This window comes from Synergistales bacterium, from assembly GCA_021736445.1.
Taxonomy (GTDB): domain Bacteria; phylum Synergistota; class Synergistia; order Synergistales; family Aminiphilaceae; genus JAIPGA01.
Map to the genome: position 1 here is coordinate 1 of JAIPGA010000039.1, position 19426 is coordinate 19426.

Sequence of the window (19426 nt, forward strand, 5' to 3'; positions counted from 1 at the left end):
CGCCCACGGCCCCCCTGCAGCCCCGAGGGCGGAACGTTTTGACAGACGTCCGCCCTTCGCCATTCCATACCCCCCAAGCAGCCTCCTTCCCGACGCCAGGTCTGCCGGACAAGCGCCGCAAACAGAGATGAGACCGCCCCACAGGATACCCAAAGTACGCACATTTTGCTCCATTTTATTGTTGCCGTAACAAAGAAAAGGGTGTACTCTTCCCTGGGAGGTGGTACCTCGGCAAAGCAGAACAGTCATTCGTTGCATGCGTATCAATCTCTGTCGGCAGGGGGCGTTACGCCCCAAAGGGAGATACGAAAGGGGTGTGTTGGATGTCTCTCTCTGTGCGCAAGGTAAACAAGTCTTCACCACGAATGTTTCTTTCATCAGTGGGCCTGTTGGTGCTGGCGCTCCTCCTGGGGATGACGGCGGATCCCTGCAGCGCCGCTCCCGTATCGGAAGGGCAGGCCAAACAGATGGTCCGCAACTGGCTCGCCATCGACAGCACTCCGCTGGAGACAGAGCTGAGCGGTCTCATCGGGGAGACTGTAGGATACAGGGACAAGGCAGGACGGCCGCTCTACTACATCGTCTACCTGGAGCCCAGGGGCTTTGTTGTCGTCGCCGGCGACGACCTGGTGGAACCGATCATCGCTATTGTCGCCGACGGCGACAGATACATCGCCTCGGAGGCCAACCCTCTGGGGGCGCTGGTCTCCAGGGACCTGGCCAATCGGATCGCCCTGGCGCGGGAACCGCTGGAGAGGCTGCCTGCTGACCTCCAGCGAGATCTGCAGGGGAACCGAAACAAGTGGGAGAATCTCCTCAGAAGGGAAACACAGGGGAAAGAAAAACAGAAGCTCCCTTCCGTAGACCGCGTCCGCGTGGCACCGCTCGTCCAGAGCAAGTGGAGCCAGGGCACCATCGGCCCAAGGATCTGCTTCAACTACTACACCCCAAACCACTATGTCTGCGGCTGCGTGGCCACGGCCATGGCCCAGCTGATGCGCTACCACAAGTACCCCAGGGAAGGCATCGGGGTCCATGGATCCACGATCTGGGTCGACGGCAATGAGCAAACGGCACACACCCGCGGCGGCGACGGCCGGGGCGGCCCCTACGACTGGAACAGGATGCCCCTGGTCCCCGACAATGACACGATCACCGAAGAGGAGCGGCAGGCCATCGGGGCGCTGGTCTACGACGCCGGTGTCGCCGCACACATGAAGTATTCAGAGGATGGATCCGGAGCATGGATGTGGGATGCCAGCAGCGCCCTCGCCGGCATTTTTAACCACAAATCCTCTACATGTTCCTTTCAAGGTTTCAAGAATCTCCCCGCCGAAGAAAGAAACAGGATGATCAATGCCAATCTCCACGCCAACCTCCCCGTTTTGCTGAGTATAACGGGCCAACGTCGGTCCGAAGCGGAAGGGGGATGGAAGGATGCGGCGCATGCCATCATCGCCGACGGGTACGGCTACCAATGGCGCGAGATGTACCACCATCTGAATATGGGGTGGGCTGGCCACGATGATGTCTGGTACAACCTTCCCGATATTGATCTGTCCGAAGACTACTTTTACGATACAGTACGGTCTGTAGTGTACAATATATTCAGAAACGCTTCGGGTGAAATCATCTCCGGCTACGTCCACGACAAGGACGGGAATCCCATCCCGGGGGTCGCCGTCACCCTCTCCGGCCCGGCCTCCGGGGATACCGTCACCAACGAACGGGGCGTCTACGCCTTTGCCGGCGTGCCCTCCGGCGCGACCTACACGTTGGAGGTTTCCAAGGCGGGTACCCATTTCGAGATACCCCGCCGACAGGTCACTACGGGGACCTCAAAGAACGACACAATCCAGACAGGCAATCTCTGGCAGGTGGATTTCGGACACAGCCACTGGTATGTCACCGAAGCCGGCTACAAAGGCGGCAGAGGAGGCTGGGAGAATGCGGCGGGGTCGCTGGATCTGCAGGCGATCACCCAAGGGGCTTTCTCGGGGGACATCATCTATGTCGCCGAAGGCACCTACTACCCCTCCTCCGCGGCCGCACCGACCGTCGCCCCGACGGCGACACCGACATCGGCCCCTGGACCGACGGCCACGCCGACACCGGCTCCTGGACCAACGGAATCGCCGACACCCACATCGGCCCCGACGGCCACGCCGACACCGGAGCCGACAGATGTGGATCCCCTCGCCAGCGGTGATGTCGCCCCCGGCGACGACAACGCCGGAGACATCGCCGGGACACCGCTGCAGCAGAGCGACCAGCAGGGGCTGCTGGACGCTCTGCAGGAAGATGGCCACGATCCGGGCTCGGTAACGGGCGGAGAGATCAGCGCCACCCTCTCCGGCGGCGCCACGCAGGCCTCCTTCTCTCTGGGAAGCGGCGGGAACGCCCTGACGGCCCAGATCGCCATCGACGCCTCCACGCTGCTCTTCGCCTACAACGGAAACCAGCAGGCCTGGCGCCGTCTCGCCCAGGGCGAGGAGAACGAGGACATCGCCCTGGGTACAGCGGCAGGAGGAAGGGTGCCACTTCAGGTCACCGACCAGGGGGCCTACGATCTGAACGAGGAGGAAGCGGAGATCACCGTCAAACTCGGCATCGCCACCGCGGCGGCACCGACTTCGACACCTGCCCCCACCAGCGCCGACGGTGGAGACGGTGGCGGTGGCTGCGCCGTCGGCCCCTCTCTGGCCGCCCTGCTGCTGGTACTGCTCCCGGGACTGTGGATGCTGCGGCGGTAGGAGGATCTCGGCATAACCGCAATACCTAACGAAGAACCAATCGGACGCCGGGCGGCGTATCGCCCGGCGTTGCTGTTGTGATGCTGCCGGTCCATCCCGGAGGCAGTGCCGAAGGCCTCCCCGATCCACGCCTTGACAGATCGGAGGTTCTGGCGAATAATAGTGGCCGTTGGAGCGACAATTGCAACAGATGAAGGTGCGGCAGGAAGCCGGTGCGAATCCGGCACAGCCCCGCTACGGTGTGGATGACGACACAGGCGTGCGCCACTGGGATCCCCGGGAAGGTGCCTGTGGAGGTTGATTCCGAGTCCGGAGACTGCCACATGACGCATTCTGCGAGGGCGGAAGCGTCGTTCCATATTGCTTGGTTGGTACGATCCATATCCGGCAATGCGGACGGCGGGCCTTGGCCTGCCGTTTTTTGTGCGCCCTCCCGAATGGCACGGAAGCAACAAATGATCCGAACCACAATCAACGAGGAGGATGCATCAATGCGGATTCAGCGGAACGCAACAAGAGGCCTCTACCCATTCATGGCGATCGCCGCGGCGGTCCTGTTCCTGTTGGGAGGGACCGTCACAGGTGCCTCGGCCGAGGAGATCGAGGCGGCCTTCGCCACGGTCACCGCCGACTTCAGCGCCGGAACGGTGGGCACCGTCACCAGGGACGACGCCGGCGACTACAGCGTCAACGCCGGGGAGATCACCAATCTCGGCGGCGACATCACACTGCACACCTTCGACCACGACGGCAAGCGGAAGCTCATGGTCTGCGAGCGTTCCGTGGAAGGATCGGACAAGGTCTCCATCTACGACCCCGCTTCCCTGGAGGAACCCGAGGCCAACCCCGCCATCGGCAACAATATCTACGACGCCGTCGCCCGCGACGGCCATCTCTACCTGGCCAATTTTGGTGTCCCCACCAGCGTCACCAAGCACGACATCGAGAACGGCTATACAGAGGAAGGCAGCTGTTCGCTGGCCTCTCCCGAAGGCAGCGATTTCAAACGCCATGTGGGTGCGCTCTTCTACGAAGAAGACCATCTCTACGCCGTCGCCGAGGTGAGCAACTACACCACCTTCGCCCACCACAACGGGCTGCTCTTCAAGATCGACCCCGCGACGATGGAGGTTGTGGAAAGCACCGACATCGGCGCCGAAAACCCCATGGGCGCCGCCCTCTACGACGGAAACCTCTACATCGCCGCCATGGGGGGCGCCTTCGGCTCCGGCAGCGTGGGCAGCGTCGTCAAGGCACAGCTCCCCGACATGACCTGCTCCACCGTAGCCGACGGAAGCAACCTCCCCGAGGGGGAGACCTACAACTCCATCTTCATCGCCCACGACGGCACCACCTTCCTCGGTACCTACCAGAACGCCGACTGGTTCGGCGAATACACCTTCAGGCACACCACGGTGGAAGCGCTGGAAGAGGGCGACGCACCGACCGCGATCGACTATCCTCTGAGCAGCCTCTTTACCGTTTCGGCGCTGGATCCGGAGGAAGCACAGATATGGGCTCCCGATAACGGCACCGGCGAAGGCGACGGCGAGCTTGTCGTCCTGGGTACCGACGGCGCGGCCGAGATCTTCCCGGAGACCCAGCTGGATTCGCTCCCCTACAGCGTCGCCTTTATCGGCGGCGTGGACCACTCCGGCGGCGGAGACGACGACGGCGGCGGGGGCGGCTGTAACGCCGCCGGATTCGCCCCGGCCTTCCTGCTGCTTCTGGTCCCGGGACTGGCGCTGTTTCTGAAACGATAGAACCGGTGTTCCGCGCCCTCTCCGGCGGCGATCCCTGAAAGCGCTCCATCGAGAGGATGCGCCGCCGGCATTGCGGCGGACAGAACACATCCCGTATCCCGTGCGGCGGAGCGCAGGCTCCGCCGCACTCCCGTATGTTTAGGGAGTGACTGTGATGAGACGAAAGGAACCGAAGCCACTGTTTTGCATTCTTGGGGCAAGCCTTGTCACCCTCCTGGCGTCCGGCGGTGTCGCGGCAGCGGCGCAGAGCCTCCCCATGCTGGTCGTCCGTTCCTCGCCCTACCCCGCCGGCCAGGAACGTTCCCCCGGCAGCGTCACCGTGCTCCACCCGGAACGGATGAAGGGTGAATTCAAAACCCTGCCAGATCTGCTGGAGCAGTCGGTGGGCGTCCACGTGATGGAGCTCCGCGGGCGCGGCGGCTACAGCACCGCCTCCGTCCGGGGCAGCACCGCCGCCCAGGTGGCGGTCTACGTGGACGGGGTGCTCCAGAATCTGGGCAGCGAGACCGCCGTGGACCTCTCTACCATTCCTCTGGACTCCGTGGAGCGCATCGAGGTCTACCGCGGCCACGTGCCGGCCCGGTTCGGCATCTCCGGCACCGGCGCGGTGGTCGACATCATCACCAAAGAGGCGGAAGAGGCCCAACAGAGCATCACCGCCGGCGTGGGCGCCAACGGCGAGTGGAAGAGCGCCTTCCGCTACGCAGAGAGCGACGGCGACGGCTCGCTGCTGGTGGAGGGTGCCGCCGACGGCAGCGAGGGGGATTTCCGCTACCGCAACGACAACGGCACCCCCTACAACCCCGACGACGATTACAGCGCCACCAGACGGAACAACGCCTACCGCAACCGGAATCTGCTGGTCAAGTGGAGCGACGGCCCCTGGAAGACCCGCCTCGCCTGGAAGGACCGCAACCGTGAGCTCCCCCTGCCGGCGCCGGGTAACGACAAGGGGCCGAAGATCGAGGGCGCCACCCTCGACACCGAACGGATCGCCTTCGACGTGGGACGCGACATGGGCGGCGGCGACATCCGGTGGGCCTGGAATCTGCGCTATCTTAACCAGGAGAAGCGCTTCGACGACCCCAACGACACGCTGGGCATGTACAGCCAGCGGCACAACCGCTACAATACGGACCGTTTCTCCGCCGGCATCGAGGCGAGCACCCTGCTGGGGGGCAACCATCTAGTGGAGCTCTTCGCCGACCACTCCCGGGAGGAGCTGGACATCCGCGGCGACGTGGTGCAGACCCTGGGCGGCCAAAGCAGCTACACCCGGGATACCACCGCCCTGACCCTCTCGGACAGCATCTACCTCCTCCCCGACCAGAGCCTCACCGTGGTGCCCCTCCTGCGCTGGAACGACGTGGACGGCACCGGCGAGCTCTCCTGGTCGCTGGCGACGAACTGGATGTTCGCGCCCCAGTGGCGCCTCAAGGCCAGCTGGGGACGCTACTACCGGAGTCCCAATCTCTACGAGCTCTACGGCGATGGAGCTACGCTGCTGCCCAACGAGGATCTGGACTGGGAGGAGAACCACCAGTGGGATATCGGCCTCCACTGGGAGGGAACCCTGATGGGCACCACCACCCAGGCCGGGCTCACCTACTTCAACCGGCGCACCGACAACCTCATCGAATACGTGATGATCAACCCGCGGTACGGGCACTACAAGAATATCGGCGAGGCCTTCGTCCAGGGCCTGGAGCTGGAAACGGCCCTCTACGGCGACCTCTGGGACCTTACCCTCTCCTACACCTGGATGGACAGCGAGAACCGCTCCGAGGGCTACCGGGACGGCAACGTGCTGCCCCATCGACCGGAGAACAGCCTCTACGCCCGCTACTCGCGGCTTCTTTCGCCCCGGCTCCGGAGCTACCTGGAGGTAGAATACACAGGGGACAACTATTTCGACGACGCCGAGACCATCCGCTTCGAGGATCTCACCCAGGTGAACCTCGGCGCACGGTGGCAGCTGGACGGACAGACGGTCCTCACGGCGGGCGTTGACGACCTCTTCGACGAGACGGCGGACACCAGACTGCTCCCAACGGGCAGCGGCACCGACCGCCTCTCGTGGTATCCTCTTCCCGGGAGGCGCTGGCACCTCTCGGTGACCTGGAATTTCTAGCCCTCCGCTGCTGCCCCGAGATGTTCCGCCTCTCTGAACGGTTCGGCCGCGCCGGAAGAAAAGGGCCTGAAAAACAGGGAAACAGAAAGGAGCACATGCCCATGGACCACCTTCGGACGGGCCTGCTTGTCGCACTGGCCGCGCTAGTCGCCTCGGCCCTGGCCGTGGGCGCCTCTACCGGAGGAGACGTCGCATCCCCCGCCCCGGAGTCAGCGGGACGGACAGAGAGAACGGCTCCGCCGGACTACGCAAGAGGTTTCACCGTGAGCGAGCGCGACGGGACGACGCTCCTGACGGTGCCCCATCCCTGGAAGGGAGGTCCCGAACAGCGCTATCTGCTCGTTCCTCGGGACAAACCGCTTCCCGATATCGACGTGCAGGACGCCACGGTGGTCCGCACACCACCCACACGGGTGGTCTCCCTCTCCACACTGTACACGGCGGCGCTCCACCGCCTTGGGGTCGCCGACCGTATCGTCGGCCAGGCGGACACCAATCTGCTCTACAACAGCGAACTCCGCAACCGCGTACAAAGAGGTGAAATCGACAGCGTCGGCCCCTCCAGCTCCATCCAGCCGGAACCCATCATGGCGCTGGAACCGGACGTGGTCTTCGCCTACGCCGTCGGCGACGCCGCCTACGACACCCTCCGGCGGATCCGGGCAACAGGCGTTCCCGTGGTGCTGCTGGCAGGCTATCTGGAACAGCACCCCCTGGGACGGGCGGAATGGCTGCGCTTTCTGGGGTATTTCTTTGGGAAGGAAGAGGCCGCGGGGCAACACATCCGGCGGATCGCAGCACGGTACACCACCCTCTCCCGCAGGGCGAACCGGGAGGGCGAGGCGCCCTCGGTCCTGGCCAATATCCCCTACCAGGGGACATGGTATGCCCCCGGCGGCGGGAGCTACCTGGCCCATCTGCTCACAGACGCCGGAGCCCTCTATCCCTGGCGGGACACCCCATCCGCCGGCAGCCTCCCGCTCACCTTCGAGGCGGTCTACGAGAAGGCCCTGGGCACCGACTTCTGGGTGCATGTCGGCTCCTTCCGCTCCATCAGCGGGCTCCTGGACACCGACCCGCGCTACGGACGCTTCCGGGCCGTCCGGGAAGGCCGGGTCTACAACAACGACGCCCGGATCGGCCCGGGGGGCGGCAACGACTTCTACGAGAGCGGCTTCCTCCATCCCGAGCGGATCCTGGCCGACCTGGTAACCATATTCCATCCGGAGCTGCTTCCCCACCGCGATCTCTTCTACTACCGCCAGCTGCCCCGGGAGGACGACGACTAACAGTGGCCTCCCCCGGACGCCTCCCGAGACCGCTGCTCTTCGCGTTCCTGGCAGTGCTCTGCGGACTGGCCTTCCTGCTGGATATCGCGCTGGGGAGCGTGACCATCCCCTTTGAGGAGATCGTCACCATCCTCGCCGGCGGCGAGACGGGCCACCCAAGCTGGCGCAGCATTGTGGTGGACCTGCGGCTGCCGGGCGCCCTGACGGCCCTCTGTGCCGGGGCGGCCCTGGCTCTGGGCGGCCTGCAGATGCAGACGCTCTTCCAGAACCCTCTGGCCGGTCCCTATGTGCTGGGGATCAACGCCGGCGCCTCCCTGGGGGTGGCCCTGGTGGTGCTCGCCTCCAGCCTCGCCGCGTCCGCGGCCGGGATCTACGGCACCACCATCGCCGCCTGCCTCGGCTCGGCGCTGGTCCTCGCCGTGGTCCTCTGGGTGGCGCGCTACCTCCGCAGCAATATGGCGCTCCTCCTTCTGGGGGTCATGCTGGGGTACGCCACCCAGGCGCTGGTGTCGATCCTGATGCACCTCAGCAGCGCCCAGCAGCTCCAGTCCTACATCCTCTGGAGCTTCGGCAGCTTCAGAAGCGTTACCTGGGAGGAACTCGCGCTCCTGGGGGGTGTCGTCATGCTGGGGGCGGCGGCGGCGGGGACACAGCTCAAGGGATTGAACCTGCTTCTGCTGGGAGAGCGCTACGCCCGCACCATGGGGCTCGAAACGGCGCGGACCAGGGCGCTCCTCATCGTCAGCACGGCACTGCTCGCCGGAGGGGTGACGGCATTCTGCGGCCCCATCGCCTTCCTCGGCGTGGCCATCCCCCACCTCTGCCGGGGGCTCTTCGCCACCGGCGACCATCGGGTGCTCTTCCCGGCCTGCGTTCTTCTGGGCGGCACGGTGGCCCTGGCGGCCGATCTGCTCAGCCAGCTCCCCGGGACCCCCCTCTCTCTGCCGCTCAACGCCGTCACCTCGCTCATCGGCGCCCCTGTGGTGATCTGGATTCTGGTCTCCAGCCGGTCAGGCAAGGGGGCGGTAGAATGAACAAACGGGAGGCCCTCAGGGCCTCTGACCTGACCATCGGGTTCGCCGCAAAGGAAGGAAATACCGCGCTCGCCGCCGATCTCCGCCTCTCCCTCTCCCAGGGGGAGATGGTCTGTCTGGTGGGCCCCAACGGCGCCGGGAAATCCACACTGCTCCGGACCCTGGCCGGGCTCCAGCCGGCGCTCGGCGGAACGATCGACCTGCAGGGCCGTTCTCTCCAGCGGTACGCCCCGGCGGAGCGGGCGCGGATCATGGGCGTGGTGCTCACCACGGTCCCCCCCACACCGGGCCTGACCGTGGCGGACTGTGTCGCTCTGGGGCGGTCTCCCTTCACCGACTGGCTGGGACGGACCACGAAGGAGGACCGTACCGTGGTGCGCCGCGCCATGGAGGAGGTGGGCGTGACGGAGCTGGCCCGGCGCCATCTGGGCGAGATCAGCGACGGCGAACGGCAGAAGACCATGATCGCCCGGGCGCTCGCCCAGGAGCCGCAGATCCTGCTTCTTGACGAACCGACGGCCTTCCTCGATCTGCCCCACCGCGTGGAGATCCTGCTGCTGCTGCGCAGACTGGCCCACCACGGCGGCACGGCGGTTCTGCTCTCCACCCACGATCTCGACCTGGCGCTGCGCACCGCCGACCGGCTCTGGCTTCTGCCCAGAAGCGGCAGGCTGCACAGCGGCACGCCGGAGGATCTCGTGCTGCAGGGAGCCGTGGGCTCCACCTTCAACCGGGGCTCCGTGCAGTTCGACTCCGCGCGGGGGCACTTCACCGTCCACCGCGAGGCCGGAGCGGCGGTGGAGCTGCGGGGCGGCGACCGGATCGTCCGCTACTGGACCAGGCGGGCGCTGGAACGGGCCGGCTATACGGTGGACGCCATCTCCTCCGAGGAGGCTGGGCAGAGGATCGTCATCACCTCCTCCGCTTCCGGATTCCGCTGGCAGGTGCACACCAAAAACGAGCCGCCCCGGGAGTGCGCCACCCTGGGCGAACTCCTGGGACGGCTCAGGGATCCGCAGACCGCGTCGCGGCACCCTTAGGGCATCAGGATCACGCGGAGGTCGTTGAGATTGGTGCCGGTGAGCCCGGTCACCAGCAGTGCGTCGGCCCGCTCCAGCGCCGGCAGGCTGTTGTTCTCCTTGAGATCCTCCCAGGGCGGTGAGCCTGACTCGATGAGCTCCTGCCAGGTGTTGCCGGTCACCAGACCGCCGGCGGCGTCGGTTCCCCCGTCGGAGCCATCGGTGTCCATGGCCAGAAAGCATACCTCCGGCATCCCACGCACCTGCCGGGCGAAGGAAAGCGCCGTCTCCATATTGGGGCCGCCGTCCCCCTCGCCCCGGATGGTCACCACCGCCTCACCGCCGGTGACCACCGCGGCGGGTCGGGGCAGCGGGCTGCCGCTCACCTCGATCTCCCGGGCCACGTCACCGAGGAAACGCCCCACCTCGGCGGCCTCGCCGGAGATACAGCCCGAGAGGAAGAGCGTCCGGTAGCCCGCCTCCTCCAGACGCGGGACCACCCGTTTGCAGAGGTCCGTGCCGCCCAGGACCACATGGTTGTGCACCCGGCCCTGCGGCGCGGCATCGCCGGACTGACTGGAGCGTTCCAGGGCGTCCAGCACGGCACCGGGCAGCTTCGTCCAGAGATCGTAGAGGTCGGCGATCTCCTCCCAGCGTCTGCCGCGTTGCTCGGGGACCGTGGGGCCGGAAGCCACGAAGGCCGGGTCGTCGCCCACCACATCGGAGAGGATCAGCCCCAGGCAGCGCCTGGGCCCGATATAGTCCAGCAACCCGCCGCCCTTGACCAGGGAGACCCCCTTGCGGATCTCGTTGATCTCGTCGATGGCCGCTCCGGATGCCAGAAGCACCCGGTTGAGCTCCACCAGGTCGTCGAGCTCCAGACCTTCGGGGAGCTGCTCGAAGAGCGCCGATCCGCCTCCGGAGATACAGGCGATCACCGTGATGTCCTCGGGCAGCGAACGGATCTCCTCCAGCATGGCTGCTGTCCCGTTCAGACCGGCCTGGTCGGGGATGGGGTGCCCCGCCTCGTGGATGGTACAGCCCGGGAGCTCCCCCTTGCTCCCGCCGTAACGCGTCTGGACCATCCCGCCGTAGAGCCGGTCTCCCAGCAGCGGAACCAGCGCCGCCGCGGCCTCCCAGGCGGCCTTCCCGATGGCGGCAAGATAGAAGGGGCCGCGGAAGGACTCTCCATTGATCTGCAGCGCCTCCCCAGAAACCGCAAGCTCCTCGGCGAAGACCCGCTCCAGCGTCAGTTCGTCCAGCACCCCACGGACAAGGTTCTGCAGAAACAGCGATGTTTCTTCTCCGTGCATCCTCATACCTCCTCCATCCTTCTTCCGGAGGAACCGGCAACGCCTCCACCGGAAGGGAGATAGGAAAAAGCCCCCAAACATCGTCGTCCGGGGGCGATTTGGTTCTCCTATCATACCATTGGTTGTTTGCAGCGACCGTATCCGCCGATCAGAGGCCTGGGCCGCCGCCGCTCCCGATCATCTTGTCGGGCAGCCAGGTGATGATCTCCGGGAAGACCGAACAGAGGATCAGCACAAAGACGATGATCGCCACAAAGGGCGTCACCCCGCGGATGATATCCCCGATGGTCACATCGAGCTCCTTCGACGCCGTCCCCTTGAGGACGAAGATCCCCATGGCCATGGGCGGCGTCTGGAAGGCCATCTGCAGGTTGATGCAGATCATCATGCCGGCCCACAGGGGGTCGAAGCCGAGCTCCACCAGAATGGGCGAGAAGATGGGCACGATGATGAAGACGATCCCGATCCACTCGATGAACATCCCCAGCATGAAGACGATAGCCATGACCACCCCAAAGGAGGCCCAGGGGCCGCCGGGCACGGAGGTGATGAAGTTGGCCACTACGTCGCCGGCGCCGGCGTTCATGAAGATGCCCACGAAAGCGTAGCAGAGCGCCGCGATGATCACCACGAAGGTGCTGACCCTGAGCGTCTCCGTAGCCGCCGTGCGGATGAGGTCCCAGTTGAGCCGTCCGTAGGCGGTGGCCAGGAGGATCGCCGCCGTACAGCCCACCGCCGCCGCCTCCGTGGGCGGCGCGATACCGGCGAAGATCGTCCCCAGCACGGCCGCGATCAGCAGCACCGGGGGAACCAGCGCCACCAGCAGCTTCCAGAGCTTCTTCATGTTGAAGGGTGTCACCTGCTCCGGCGGGAGGGCTGGACCGTCTTCGGGCCGCAGGAGGCAGCGGATGAGCACGTAGGAGATATAAAGCCCCGAAAGGATCAGACCCGGGAAGATGGCGCCCATGAACATCTGCCCCACCGAGAGTCCCGCCTGGGGTGCGTAGACCACCAGCATGATGCTCGGCGGGATGAGGATCCCCAGGGTCCCCGCCGCCACGATGGAACCCGACGCCAGCGACTTGTCGTATCCCCGGGTCACCATGGGGTTCAGCGCGATCAGCGTGAGGATGGTGATGGAGGCGGCGATCACCCCGAGGCAGGCGGCGAGGATCGTGCCGAAGATAATGGTCACCACCGCCAGGCCGCCACGCAGCCCGCCCAGGGCGTCGTAGAGGGAATCGTAGAGGTCCTGGGTCACCTTGGAGTGCTGGAGGATAACCCCCATGAAGGTAAAGAGCGGGACCGCCAGATAGGGATAGTTCAGCGAGAGCTGGTAGAACCGCGTGTAGAGGATATGGAAGGTGGTGGACGGTCCGAAGACCAGCAGCCCCACAAAGAAGGCCACGCTGCCGATGACGAAGGCGATGGGGAAGCCTGTCATCACGAGGGCCAGAACGCCTCCGAGCATCAGTATGGTTACAAGTTCGGCGCTTATCTCAATCAAGGCGTTCACCCCTCACCACGAAATAGCAATCACGGACAAACTGCGCGATCCCCTGCAGGATCAGAAGCAGCAGGCCGACCGCGAAGACCGTCCGGTAGGGACCCGCCGGCGGGTACCAGAAGCTGTTGGTAAAGACCTCGTTGATCCGCCACGCCCGGATCGCCCACTCCGTAGCCAGCTGGAACATGACGATTGTCAGCGGGAAGAAGAGAAAGAGCGTGCAGAGCAGGTTCACGAAGGCCCGCGCCCGGGGCTTGAGCATGTTGTAGAAGAGATCCACCCGGGTGTGGGCGTCGTGGAGGTAGGCGTAGGAGGCACCCAGGAGATAGAGGGTGCCTCCGGACATACAGAGCACGTCGTAGGCCCAGATGGTTGGCGAGTTGAAGAAATGGCGGGCTAGGGCCTCATAGGTCCCCGCAAATACAAGGAGAAGGGCGAACCATTTCCCAACCGATCCGGATGTTTCGCTGATCTTATCGATGATCCTCAGTGTTCGTTTTAACGTTGACATGCCACTTCTCCTCGGCTCACGTCAGAAGCGTCGAGCTACTTGACAGCCTCGTATGCTTCGCCGAACTCCTTCATGGAATAGTAGATCTCGCCAAAGATCGGGGGCTCCTTCTCGGCCATCTCGGTATAGAACGCTTCGGCCTCTTCCAGCAGGGCCTGCTCGATCTCGTCGGGAACGGGAAGCACCTGGCAGCCGGCTTCGCGGAACTTCTCCACCGCCTGGATGGACTCGTAGACAAGATACTCGTGCTGCTCCTGGGTGAACCTGGAAACGGTGCTGCGCACCAGTTCCTGCAGATCCTCGGGAAGCTCGTTCCAGGCCGACTCGCTGACGTAGAAGCACTGGGGATCGCTGGGGGCACGGGTCGGGGAGACGTAGACATACTCGGCCACCTCGTTGAAGTGCATGTCCCAGTTGGTGGCCAGGGTGGAGTACTCGAAGGCGTCGATGGTGCCGCGCTGCATCGCCTCGTAGAGCTCGCCGCCGGAGATGATCACCGTCGCGGCGCCCATCCTCTTGAGGATCTCGCCGCCGTCACCCATGCAGCGGGCCTTCAGCCCCTTGATGTCTTCCATATCCTCAAGCTTCACCTTGGAGTGGAAGAAGACCTCGGCGGGCAGCGGAGCGAGGAAGCCCGGGAAGGTCTTGGCGTCGTAGTCCTTGATCATCTTGTTCATCAGCTCGTAGCCGCCGCCGTAGTCGAACCAGGTCCGCAACGCCTCGCCGGGCAGACCGCCGGGCCGGGAGCTGATCAGGCCGGCCGCCGACCACTTGTCCTTGTTGTACATGGGACAGGTGTAGCACATCTGCAGCACGCCACGGTCAACGGCGTCGAGCTCCTTGTAGGGCGGCACGATGGAGCCGCCGACAAAGGGCTTGACCACCAGACGTCCGCCGGATGCCTTGGTGATGGACTCGCAGGCCTTGTCGTGGTAAATCTGGGAGGGATCGGAGGCGGGGCCGTGGCCCGAGGACTTCCAGACAATCTTGTCTGCCGCCAGCGCCGACTGCCCCGTCATCATGATACCCATCACGAACAGGGCCACAAACAGAACACAGAGTACGCCTTTCCAACTTCGCATCGTCATATTTCCCCCTTTTCCATGCTTCACCGACAGGGAAACACCTCCGCCGGTGTCCCGCTCCCCTGGTTAGTCAAGAAACAGGGAGCTCCCGGTGACATTGTGGAAAAAACGGCCTTGCTCTTCCAGCATCTCCTTTAACCGGGATACCGCCTCCTTTCCTGTACAGTGAGAGACCCCGATCACGCCGAATTCGGGGTCCTGCAGGTAGTGTAACGAACGCTCCAGGGATGCGCCCTCCGCCTCCACCAGGTGGGTTCCGCCCAGTACGGCGTAGATACTGCCTCCCAGATGGTTGCGCACGGCGTCCAGCATGTTGCGCATACCCGGATGGGAACACCCGAGCACCACAACCCAGCCTTTCGAGGATTCCAGGGCCAGGAGCAGCTCGTCGTCGAAGGGATCCTCGACAAACCCCTCCTCCGTCCGGAGGACAAACCGGGGGTTGACCCGCTCGTCTTCGTGGATGCGGGGGAATCCGGTGATGATATAGACACCGGGCATCAGCTGTTCCACCTCGCCGGTGACAAAGGAATAGGCGATCTTGCGTTCTTTGAGAAGGGATTCGTCGAAGTCGTTGCCGAGGAAATCGTAGGCTCCGTTCCGGAAGGCGTATTTCTCGGTAAAAAAACCCTGACCAAGGCGTAACTGGAAGGTATCGGTATACCTGAGAAGGTGGCGGAAACCGCCGGAGTGGTCGTAGTGGCCGTGGCTGATGACCACAGCATCGAGCAACGAGGGATCCACCCCCATCCGAAAGGCGTTGTCGAGGTAGGCATCGGACTGGCCGGTATCAAAGAGAATCCTGTATCCCTCTTTCTCGATGTAAAAGGAAATGCCGTGTTCGTTCCGTAGGGCGAGATGCTCACCCTGGGTGTTCTCCACAAGAGTGGTGACCCTCAACACATCCTCATCCCCTCCCTGGAATACGAAAACGTTTCCTCTGCTTCGGCATGCACAGCCGCCTCACCGGAGCCGTGGAACCGTCCGATAGATGCATCAACCTGCAAGCTAACGGAAACAATGTTTTAAAATAATGGTACCGAAGCGACACCGTACTGTCAAGCTGATGTCCCCTCTCCCCTGGAGCCCGCGGCGCCCGAAATCCCGGTGGTGCGGTAGGGAGAACGGTGCTAGGATGGAACCTGCAACGCAGTGGCGCACGCGAAATACCGCCGGGATCCCTGGAAACGGAAGGGGGATCCCCGGCTGAAGGCAAAAGCGGCCGGGAGGCATGAAATCCATGGAAACGCAACCCAGCAGTAACCTGGGACAGCCGCGACAGAGCCCGGAAGAACGGGCCGCACGGGCGGGTACGGTGCTCTGGATCGGGCTGCTCGGCAATGTGTCGCTCAGCGTCCTCAAATTCATCGTCGGGACCATGGGCCACAGTGCGGCCGTGGTGGCCGACGCGGTCAATTCGCTCTCCGACGCCGTCACGGATCTGGTGATGGCGCTGGGTTTCCGGGTGGTCGCCAAACCGGCAGACAACAATCACCCCTACGGACACGGCAAGGTGGAGACACTGCTGGCTCTCCTGAGCGGCATGGTGCTGCTTGGCGCCGGCGGGGGGATCCTCTACGACGCCGCCAGACGACTGCTCCAGGCCCTCGACGGCATCTACCCCTCTGTCCCCGGCGGCATCGCCCTCTGGGGCGCCGGGATCTCGGTGGTTGTCAAGGAGGGGCTTTTCCGCTACACACACCGGCTGGGGAGGGCCCTGGACAGCAGAGCACTGCTCGCCAAAGCCTGGGACAACCGCACCGACGTTCTCTCTTCGGCGGGCACCTTCATCGGTGTGGGAGCAGCCGTTGTCCTTGGCCACAGATGGGTGCTCCTGGACCCGGCAGCCGCCTTGATCATCAGCATCCTGATCATCAAGGAGGCCCTGCCCATCATCCGGGACAGCCTCCGGGAGCTGACCGACGCATCGCTCGACGAAACGACGGAACAGGCCATCTGCAGCTGCATCTCCGACGTACCGGGCGTCCAGGGCTGCCACCGCCTGCGGACACGCAGAGTGGGCCCCACCATCGCCATGGATGTCCACATCCATGTAGCCCGGGATCTCTCCATCGTCGCGGCCCACGACATCGCCACCGAGGTGGAACGCGTCCTCCAGCGGCAATTCGGCGACACCATCCTCACCTCGATCCACGCCGAACCGACACCCCCGGCCTCCCCTCTCCGGGATTGAGAAGGGGCGCAACCTTGCGTCCAGACTGGTGCAAATTGCCGTTGTCGGGTAACGGCTCATCCGTGGTATAAACAGTGACAGAGGATTTCGAAAGACCAAGGAGGGATTCGATGCTCAAAAGAGGTTTGGCCGTCGTGCTTGCCGCCGCTCTGGTGGCAGGCATGCTCTGTACAAGCGGGAACGCCGCGGTGGACGACAAGATCTTCTGCATGATCTGCGCCCGGGGAACCCCCCAGGAGGTGCGGAAGGCCATCGACAAGGGGGCCGATATCCACGCCCGGGACGACATCGACCACGGCACAGCGCTGATGTGGGCCGCTTCGGAGAACAACAACCCCGCCGTGACACAGCTGCTCATCGATGCCGGCGCCAGGGTGGACGCCACCGACAACTACGGCTGGACGGCACTGATGTCCGCCGCCTACAGCAGCAGAAACCCCGAGGTACTGGAGGTGCTGCTCGACGCCGGAGCCGACCCCGATGTGCAAGACGTCCACGGGAAGGGTATCCTGGACTGGATCCAGTACAACGACCTCCTCCACGACGATCCGATCATCCAGAAGCTCCGGAAACTCCAGAAGGCGTCCCCTTAGGCCGACAGCGCCAGATAACGGGAGGGGCGATCCCTGGATCGCCCCTCCCGCAGGATCCACAGAAATCAGTCAGTGCTACGCTCTCCGCCGAGATAGGCGGACAGCGCCCGCGCCAGCCGCCGCGCGCCCTCGCGGGAGGTGGCCTCGTCGGCGGTGGCGTAGGAGAAACGGATATGCCGGTAGCCGCCGTCCTCCAGAGGCGAGAAGATCATCCCCGGGACCACGCCTACCCGCTCCTCGACGACGGCGAACCTGGCGAAGCTGTAGATGTCGTCGATCCCCGGGATCTCGCCCCAGATGAAAAAGCCGCCTTCGGGGACCTCGAAGTGCAGTCCCTGGGGAACCACATACTCGCCCAGGGCCTTCACCAGGGCATCCCGGCGCATCTTGTACCGGTCCTGCAGCGTGAGCAGATAGGAGGTCATGTCGAGATCCCGCACCGTTTCGTACACGGCGTACTGCGGGACGGCGGAGAGACCGATCTCGCAGGCCACCCGGAGACAGGTGAGGGCCACGACCAGGCTCCGCGGAGCGACGAGCCAGCCACAGCGCAGCCCCGGCGCCAGGATCTTGGAGAAACTCCCCAGGTAGACCACCCGGTCGTCGTCGCCGGCCATGGCGATGTAGCTCCCCGGGAAGGCCCCCTCGAAACGCAGGTAGTGGTAGGGATCGTCCTCCAGGATCACCACATCGTACCGCCGGGCCAGTTCCAGCACCGCCTCCTTCCGTGCATCCGACGTCGATGCCCCTGACGGATTCTGGAAATTGACGATACTGTAGAAGAACCGCACCCCCTCCTCGCGGAAGACCCGCTCCAGCTCCTCCAGGGAAGGGCCCTCCATGTCCACCGGAACCGGGACAAGCCGGGCTCCCTCCTTGCGGAAGGCCAGCAGCGCCTCCGGATAAGAGGGATCCTCCAGGGCCACCGCATCGCCGGGATCGATCAACGCCTCCGCCAGCAGGTTCAACCCCTCCTGGGAGCCGTTGGTGAGCAGCACGTGTTCCACACCGGCCCAGTGGGGCAGCAGTCCGTCGCCGCGCATCCACTGGACAATCCACTCCCGCAGCTCCACCAGGCCGGCGTAGTCGTGGTAGTAGCCGAAGAGCTCCGGGATCTCGCAGGCCTGCCGGAACCCACGGCTGAAATCCTCCATGGGAAAGAGATCCGCCGAGGGCTGGCCGGCGGTGAAGGAGATCGCCTCGTACTCCTGCACCAGGTAGACCATCTCGGCGATCACCGAGGGTTTGACACGCCCGCCCGCTTTGGCGTTGAGCCGCGCATTCCAGTCGACAACCATGGATATCCTCCTTCATGATAAACCCTGACACTCCGCACCAGCAACAGCCCTTCGTCACCCAGGTAACCGGAACAGGGATCTCCTCCTCAAGTCAAGCCGCCTCCCGATTCCCCCGCCGTCTCCGTACTCCTCCCATCATCGAACTCCTCGAGGAGAACGGCCGGCTCCCGCATCTCTCCGATATTGTACAACAGCGTCGCAATGTGGATCTCCGAAGCATAACCAAGTTCTATAAGCGGCGCAAAGAGATTGGCTCCGCCATAGACCAGCATGTAGCCCTTATTCCGGTCATGCACATCAAGGCGGTACTGCTCCGGCAGCACACATCCGAAATCGATAACGGGCGTGAAGCCCGCACGCTCCAGTCGCTCCACAAGCCTTCCGGCCTGCTCGCACTGGAAGGTAGGGAAGGTCTTGATACAGGCCGTCACCGCTCCATGCCCATCGTGTACGGCTCTCTCCACACGGGTGTACCGTCCCAACACCAACAGCTCACCGGGGCTCAGGGTCGTTCCTGCATGGCAGATCAGCTCGGTGAACCCCATAACCTCGTGACCGTCCACCACAAGCAATCCGGTGGAGGAGGTCTCTACAAAAATTCCTTCGCGCTTGAAGAGCGCGTCCAGTGTGCTGGACGAGATGGCAACCAGGCCCACATGCCCCTGGGGGATACGGATGTTCCCCACGCGCCCGCCGGATCGCACCATCCCGACAAGAGGGGAAACGGTGAGCCCGGAAGCGGAAACGGGCACAAGCTCACAGAGCGCCTCCGACAACCGCTCTTCGGGGAGGCAAAGCAGATTGACCACCACCCTTCCGCTGTCGCCCCCCAGCTCGTAGTCGCATTCATAGTGCAGTTTCTGGGTCTCCAGCGAAGCGAGACCGATTCTGTCGAAGACAAAGAGCATCTTGGCCTCTTCGATCCCCTTCTCCGTC

General features: G+C 64.3%; 15 protein-coding genes and 1 riboswitch. Of the genes, 8 read left to right on the top strand and 7 right to left on the bottom strand.

Annotated features, from left to right (window positions below):
• Positions 1-365: 365 nt before the first annotated feature.
• The 6 genes from K9L28_07040 to K9L28_07065 all read left to right on the top strand — a co-directional run bounded on the left by K9L28_07040 (position 366) and on the right by K9L28_07065 (position 10010).
• The gene (locus K9L28_07040; protein ID MCF7936077.1) at positions 366-2753 is read left to right on the top strand and encodes a C10 family peptidase; all 2388 of its coding nucleotides are present in this window, start codon (positions 366-368) and stop codon (positions 2751-2753) included.
• A 146-nt stretch (positions 2754-2899) separates the two neighbouring features.
• Positions 2900-3092: riboswitch (cobalamin riboswitch) on the top strand.
• 152 nt (positions 3093-3244) lie between these two features.
• Positions 3245-4516, top strand: a complete 1272-nt coding sequence (locus K9L28_07045) for a hypothetical protein (GenBank protein MCF7936078.1) — start codon at positions 3245-3247, stop codon at positions 4514-4516.
• Positions 4517-4670: 154 nt separating this feature from the next.
• Positions 4671-6647, top strand: a complete 1977-nt coding sequence (locus K9L28_07050) for a TonB-dependent receptor (GenBank protein MCF7936079.1) — start codon at positions 4671-4673, stop codon at positions 6645-6647.
• A 101-nt stretch (positions 6648-6748) separates the two neighbouring features.
• Positions 6749-7936, top strand: a complete 1188-nt coding sequence (locus tag K9L28_07055) for an ABC transporter substrate-binding protein (protein MCF7936080.1) — start codon at positions 6749-6751, stop codon at positions 7934-7936.
• A 32-nt stretch (positions 7937-7968) separates the two neighbouring features.
• Positions 7969-8970 carry an iron ABC transporter permease gene (locus K9L28_07060; protein MCF7936081.1) on the top strand — a complete coding sequence of 334 codons (1002 nt, stop codon included), beginning with the start codon at positions 7969-7971 and terminating at the stop codon, positions 8968-8970.
• Positions 8967-10010 (top strand): ABC transporter ATP-binding protein, encoded by a 1044-nt coding sequence (locus K9L28_07065; protein ID MCF7936082.1) that lies wholly within the window; start codon positions 8967-8969, stop codon positions 10008-10010. The genes K9L28_07060 and K9L28_07065 overlap by 4 nt, the downstream gene beginning before the upstream one ends.
• On the opposite strand, the gene K9L28_07070 is transcribed toward K9L28_07065, so the two are convergent.
• The 5 genes from K9L28_07070 to K9L28_07090 all read right to left on the bottom strand — a co-directional run bounded on the left by K9L28_07070 (position 10007) and on the right by K9L28_07090 (position 15308).
• Complete coding sequence (locus K9L28_07070) at positions 10007-11302, bottom strand: DUF4147 domain-containing protein (protein MCF7936083.1); 1296 nt, start codon at positions 11300-11302, stop codon at positions 10007-10009. The genes K9L28_07065 and K9L28_07070 overlap by 4 nt on opposite strands.
• Positions 11303-11450: 148 nt before the next feature.
• Complete coding sequence (locus K9L28_07075; protein MCF7936084.1) at positions 11451-12809, bottom strand: TRAP transporter large permease subunit; 1359 nt, start codon at positions 12807-12809, stop codon at positions 11451-11453.
• Positions 12802-13320, bottom strand: a complete 519-nt coding sequence (locus tag K9L28_07080; GenBank protein MCF7936085.1) for a TRAP transporter small permease subunit — start codon at positions 13318-13320, stop codon at positions 12802-12804. The genes K9L28_07075 and K9L28_07080 overlap by 8 nt, the downstream gene beginning before the upstream one ends.
• Positions 13321-13355: 35 nt before the next feature.
• Positions 13356-14402: a TRAP transporter substrate-binding protein DctP gene (gene dctP, locus K9L28_07085; protein ID MCF7936086.1), complete on the bottom strand. Its 1047-nt coding sequence runs from the start codon at positions 14400-14402 to the stop codon at positions 13356-13358.
• 69 nt (positions 14403-14471) lie between these two features.
• On the bottom strand, positions 14472-15308 hold the full coding sequence (locus K9L28_07090; GenBank protein MCF7936087.1) for an MBL fold metallo-hydrolase: 837 nt from the start codon (positions 15306-15308) through the stop codon (positions 14472-14474).
• Positions 15309-15645: 337 nt separating this feature from the next.
• Between K9L28_07090 and K9L28_07095 the strand changes: the two genes are divergently transcribed.
• Positions 15646-16599: a cation diffusion facilitator family transporter gene (locus K9L28_07095; protein MCF7936088.1), complete on the top strand. Its 954-nt coding sequence runs from the start codon at positions 15646-15648 to the stop codon at positions 16597-16599.
• Between the two features lie 110 nt (positions 16600-16709).
• Positions 16710-17192, top strand: a complete 483-nt coding sequence (locus K9L28_07100) for an ankyrin repeat domain-containing protein (GenBank protein ID MCF7936089.1) — start codon at positions 16710-16712, stop codon at positions 17190-17192.
• 65 nt (positions 17193-17257) lie between these two features.
• On the opposite strand, the gene K9L28_07105 is transcribed toward K9L28_07100, so the two are convergent.
• Both K9L28_07105 and K9L28_07110 read right to left on the bottom strand, forming a co-directional pair.
• A complete protein-coding gene (locus K9L28_07105) occupies positions 17258-18490 on the bottom strand; it encodes a PLP-dependent aminotransferase family protein (protein ID MCF7936090.1) in 1233 nt (410 codons plus the stop codon).
• 86 nt (positions 18491-18576) lie between these two features.
• The coding region (locus tag K9L28_07110) for a DUF128 domain-containing protein (GenBank protein MCF7936091.1) at positions 18577-19426 on the bottom strand (850 nt) is incomplete at its 5' end.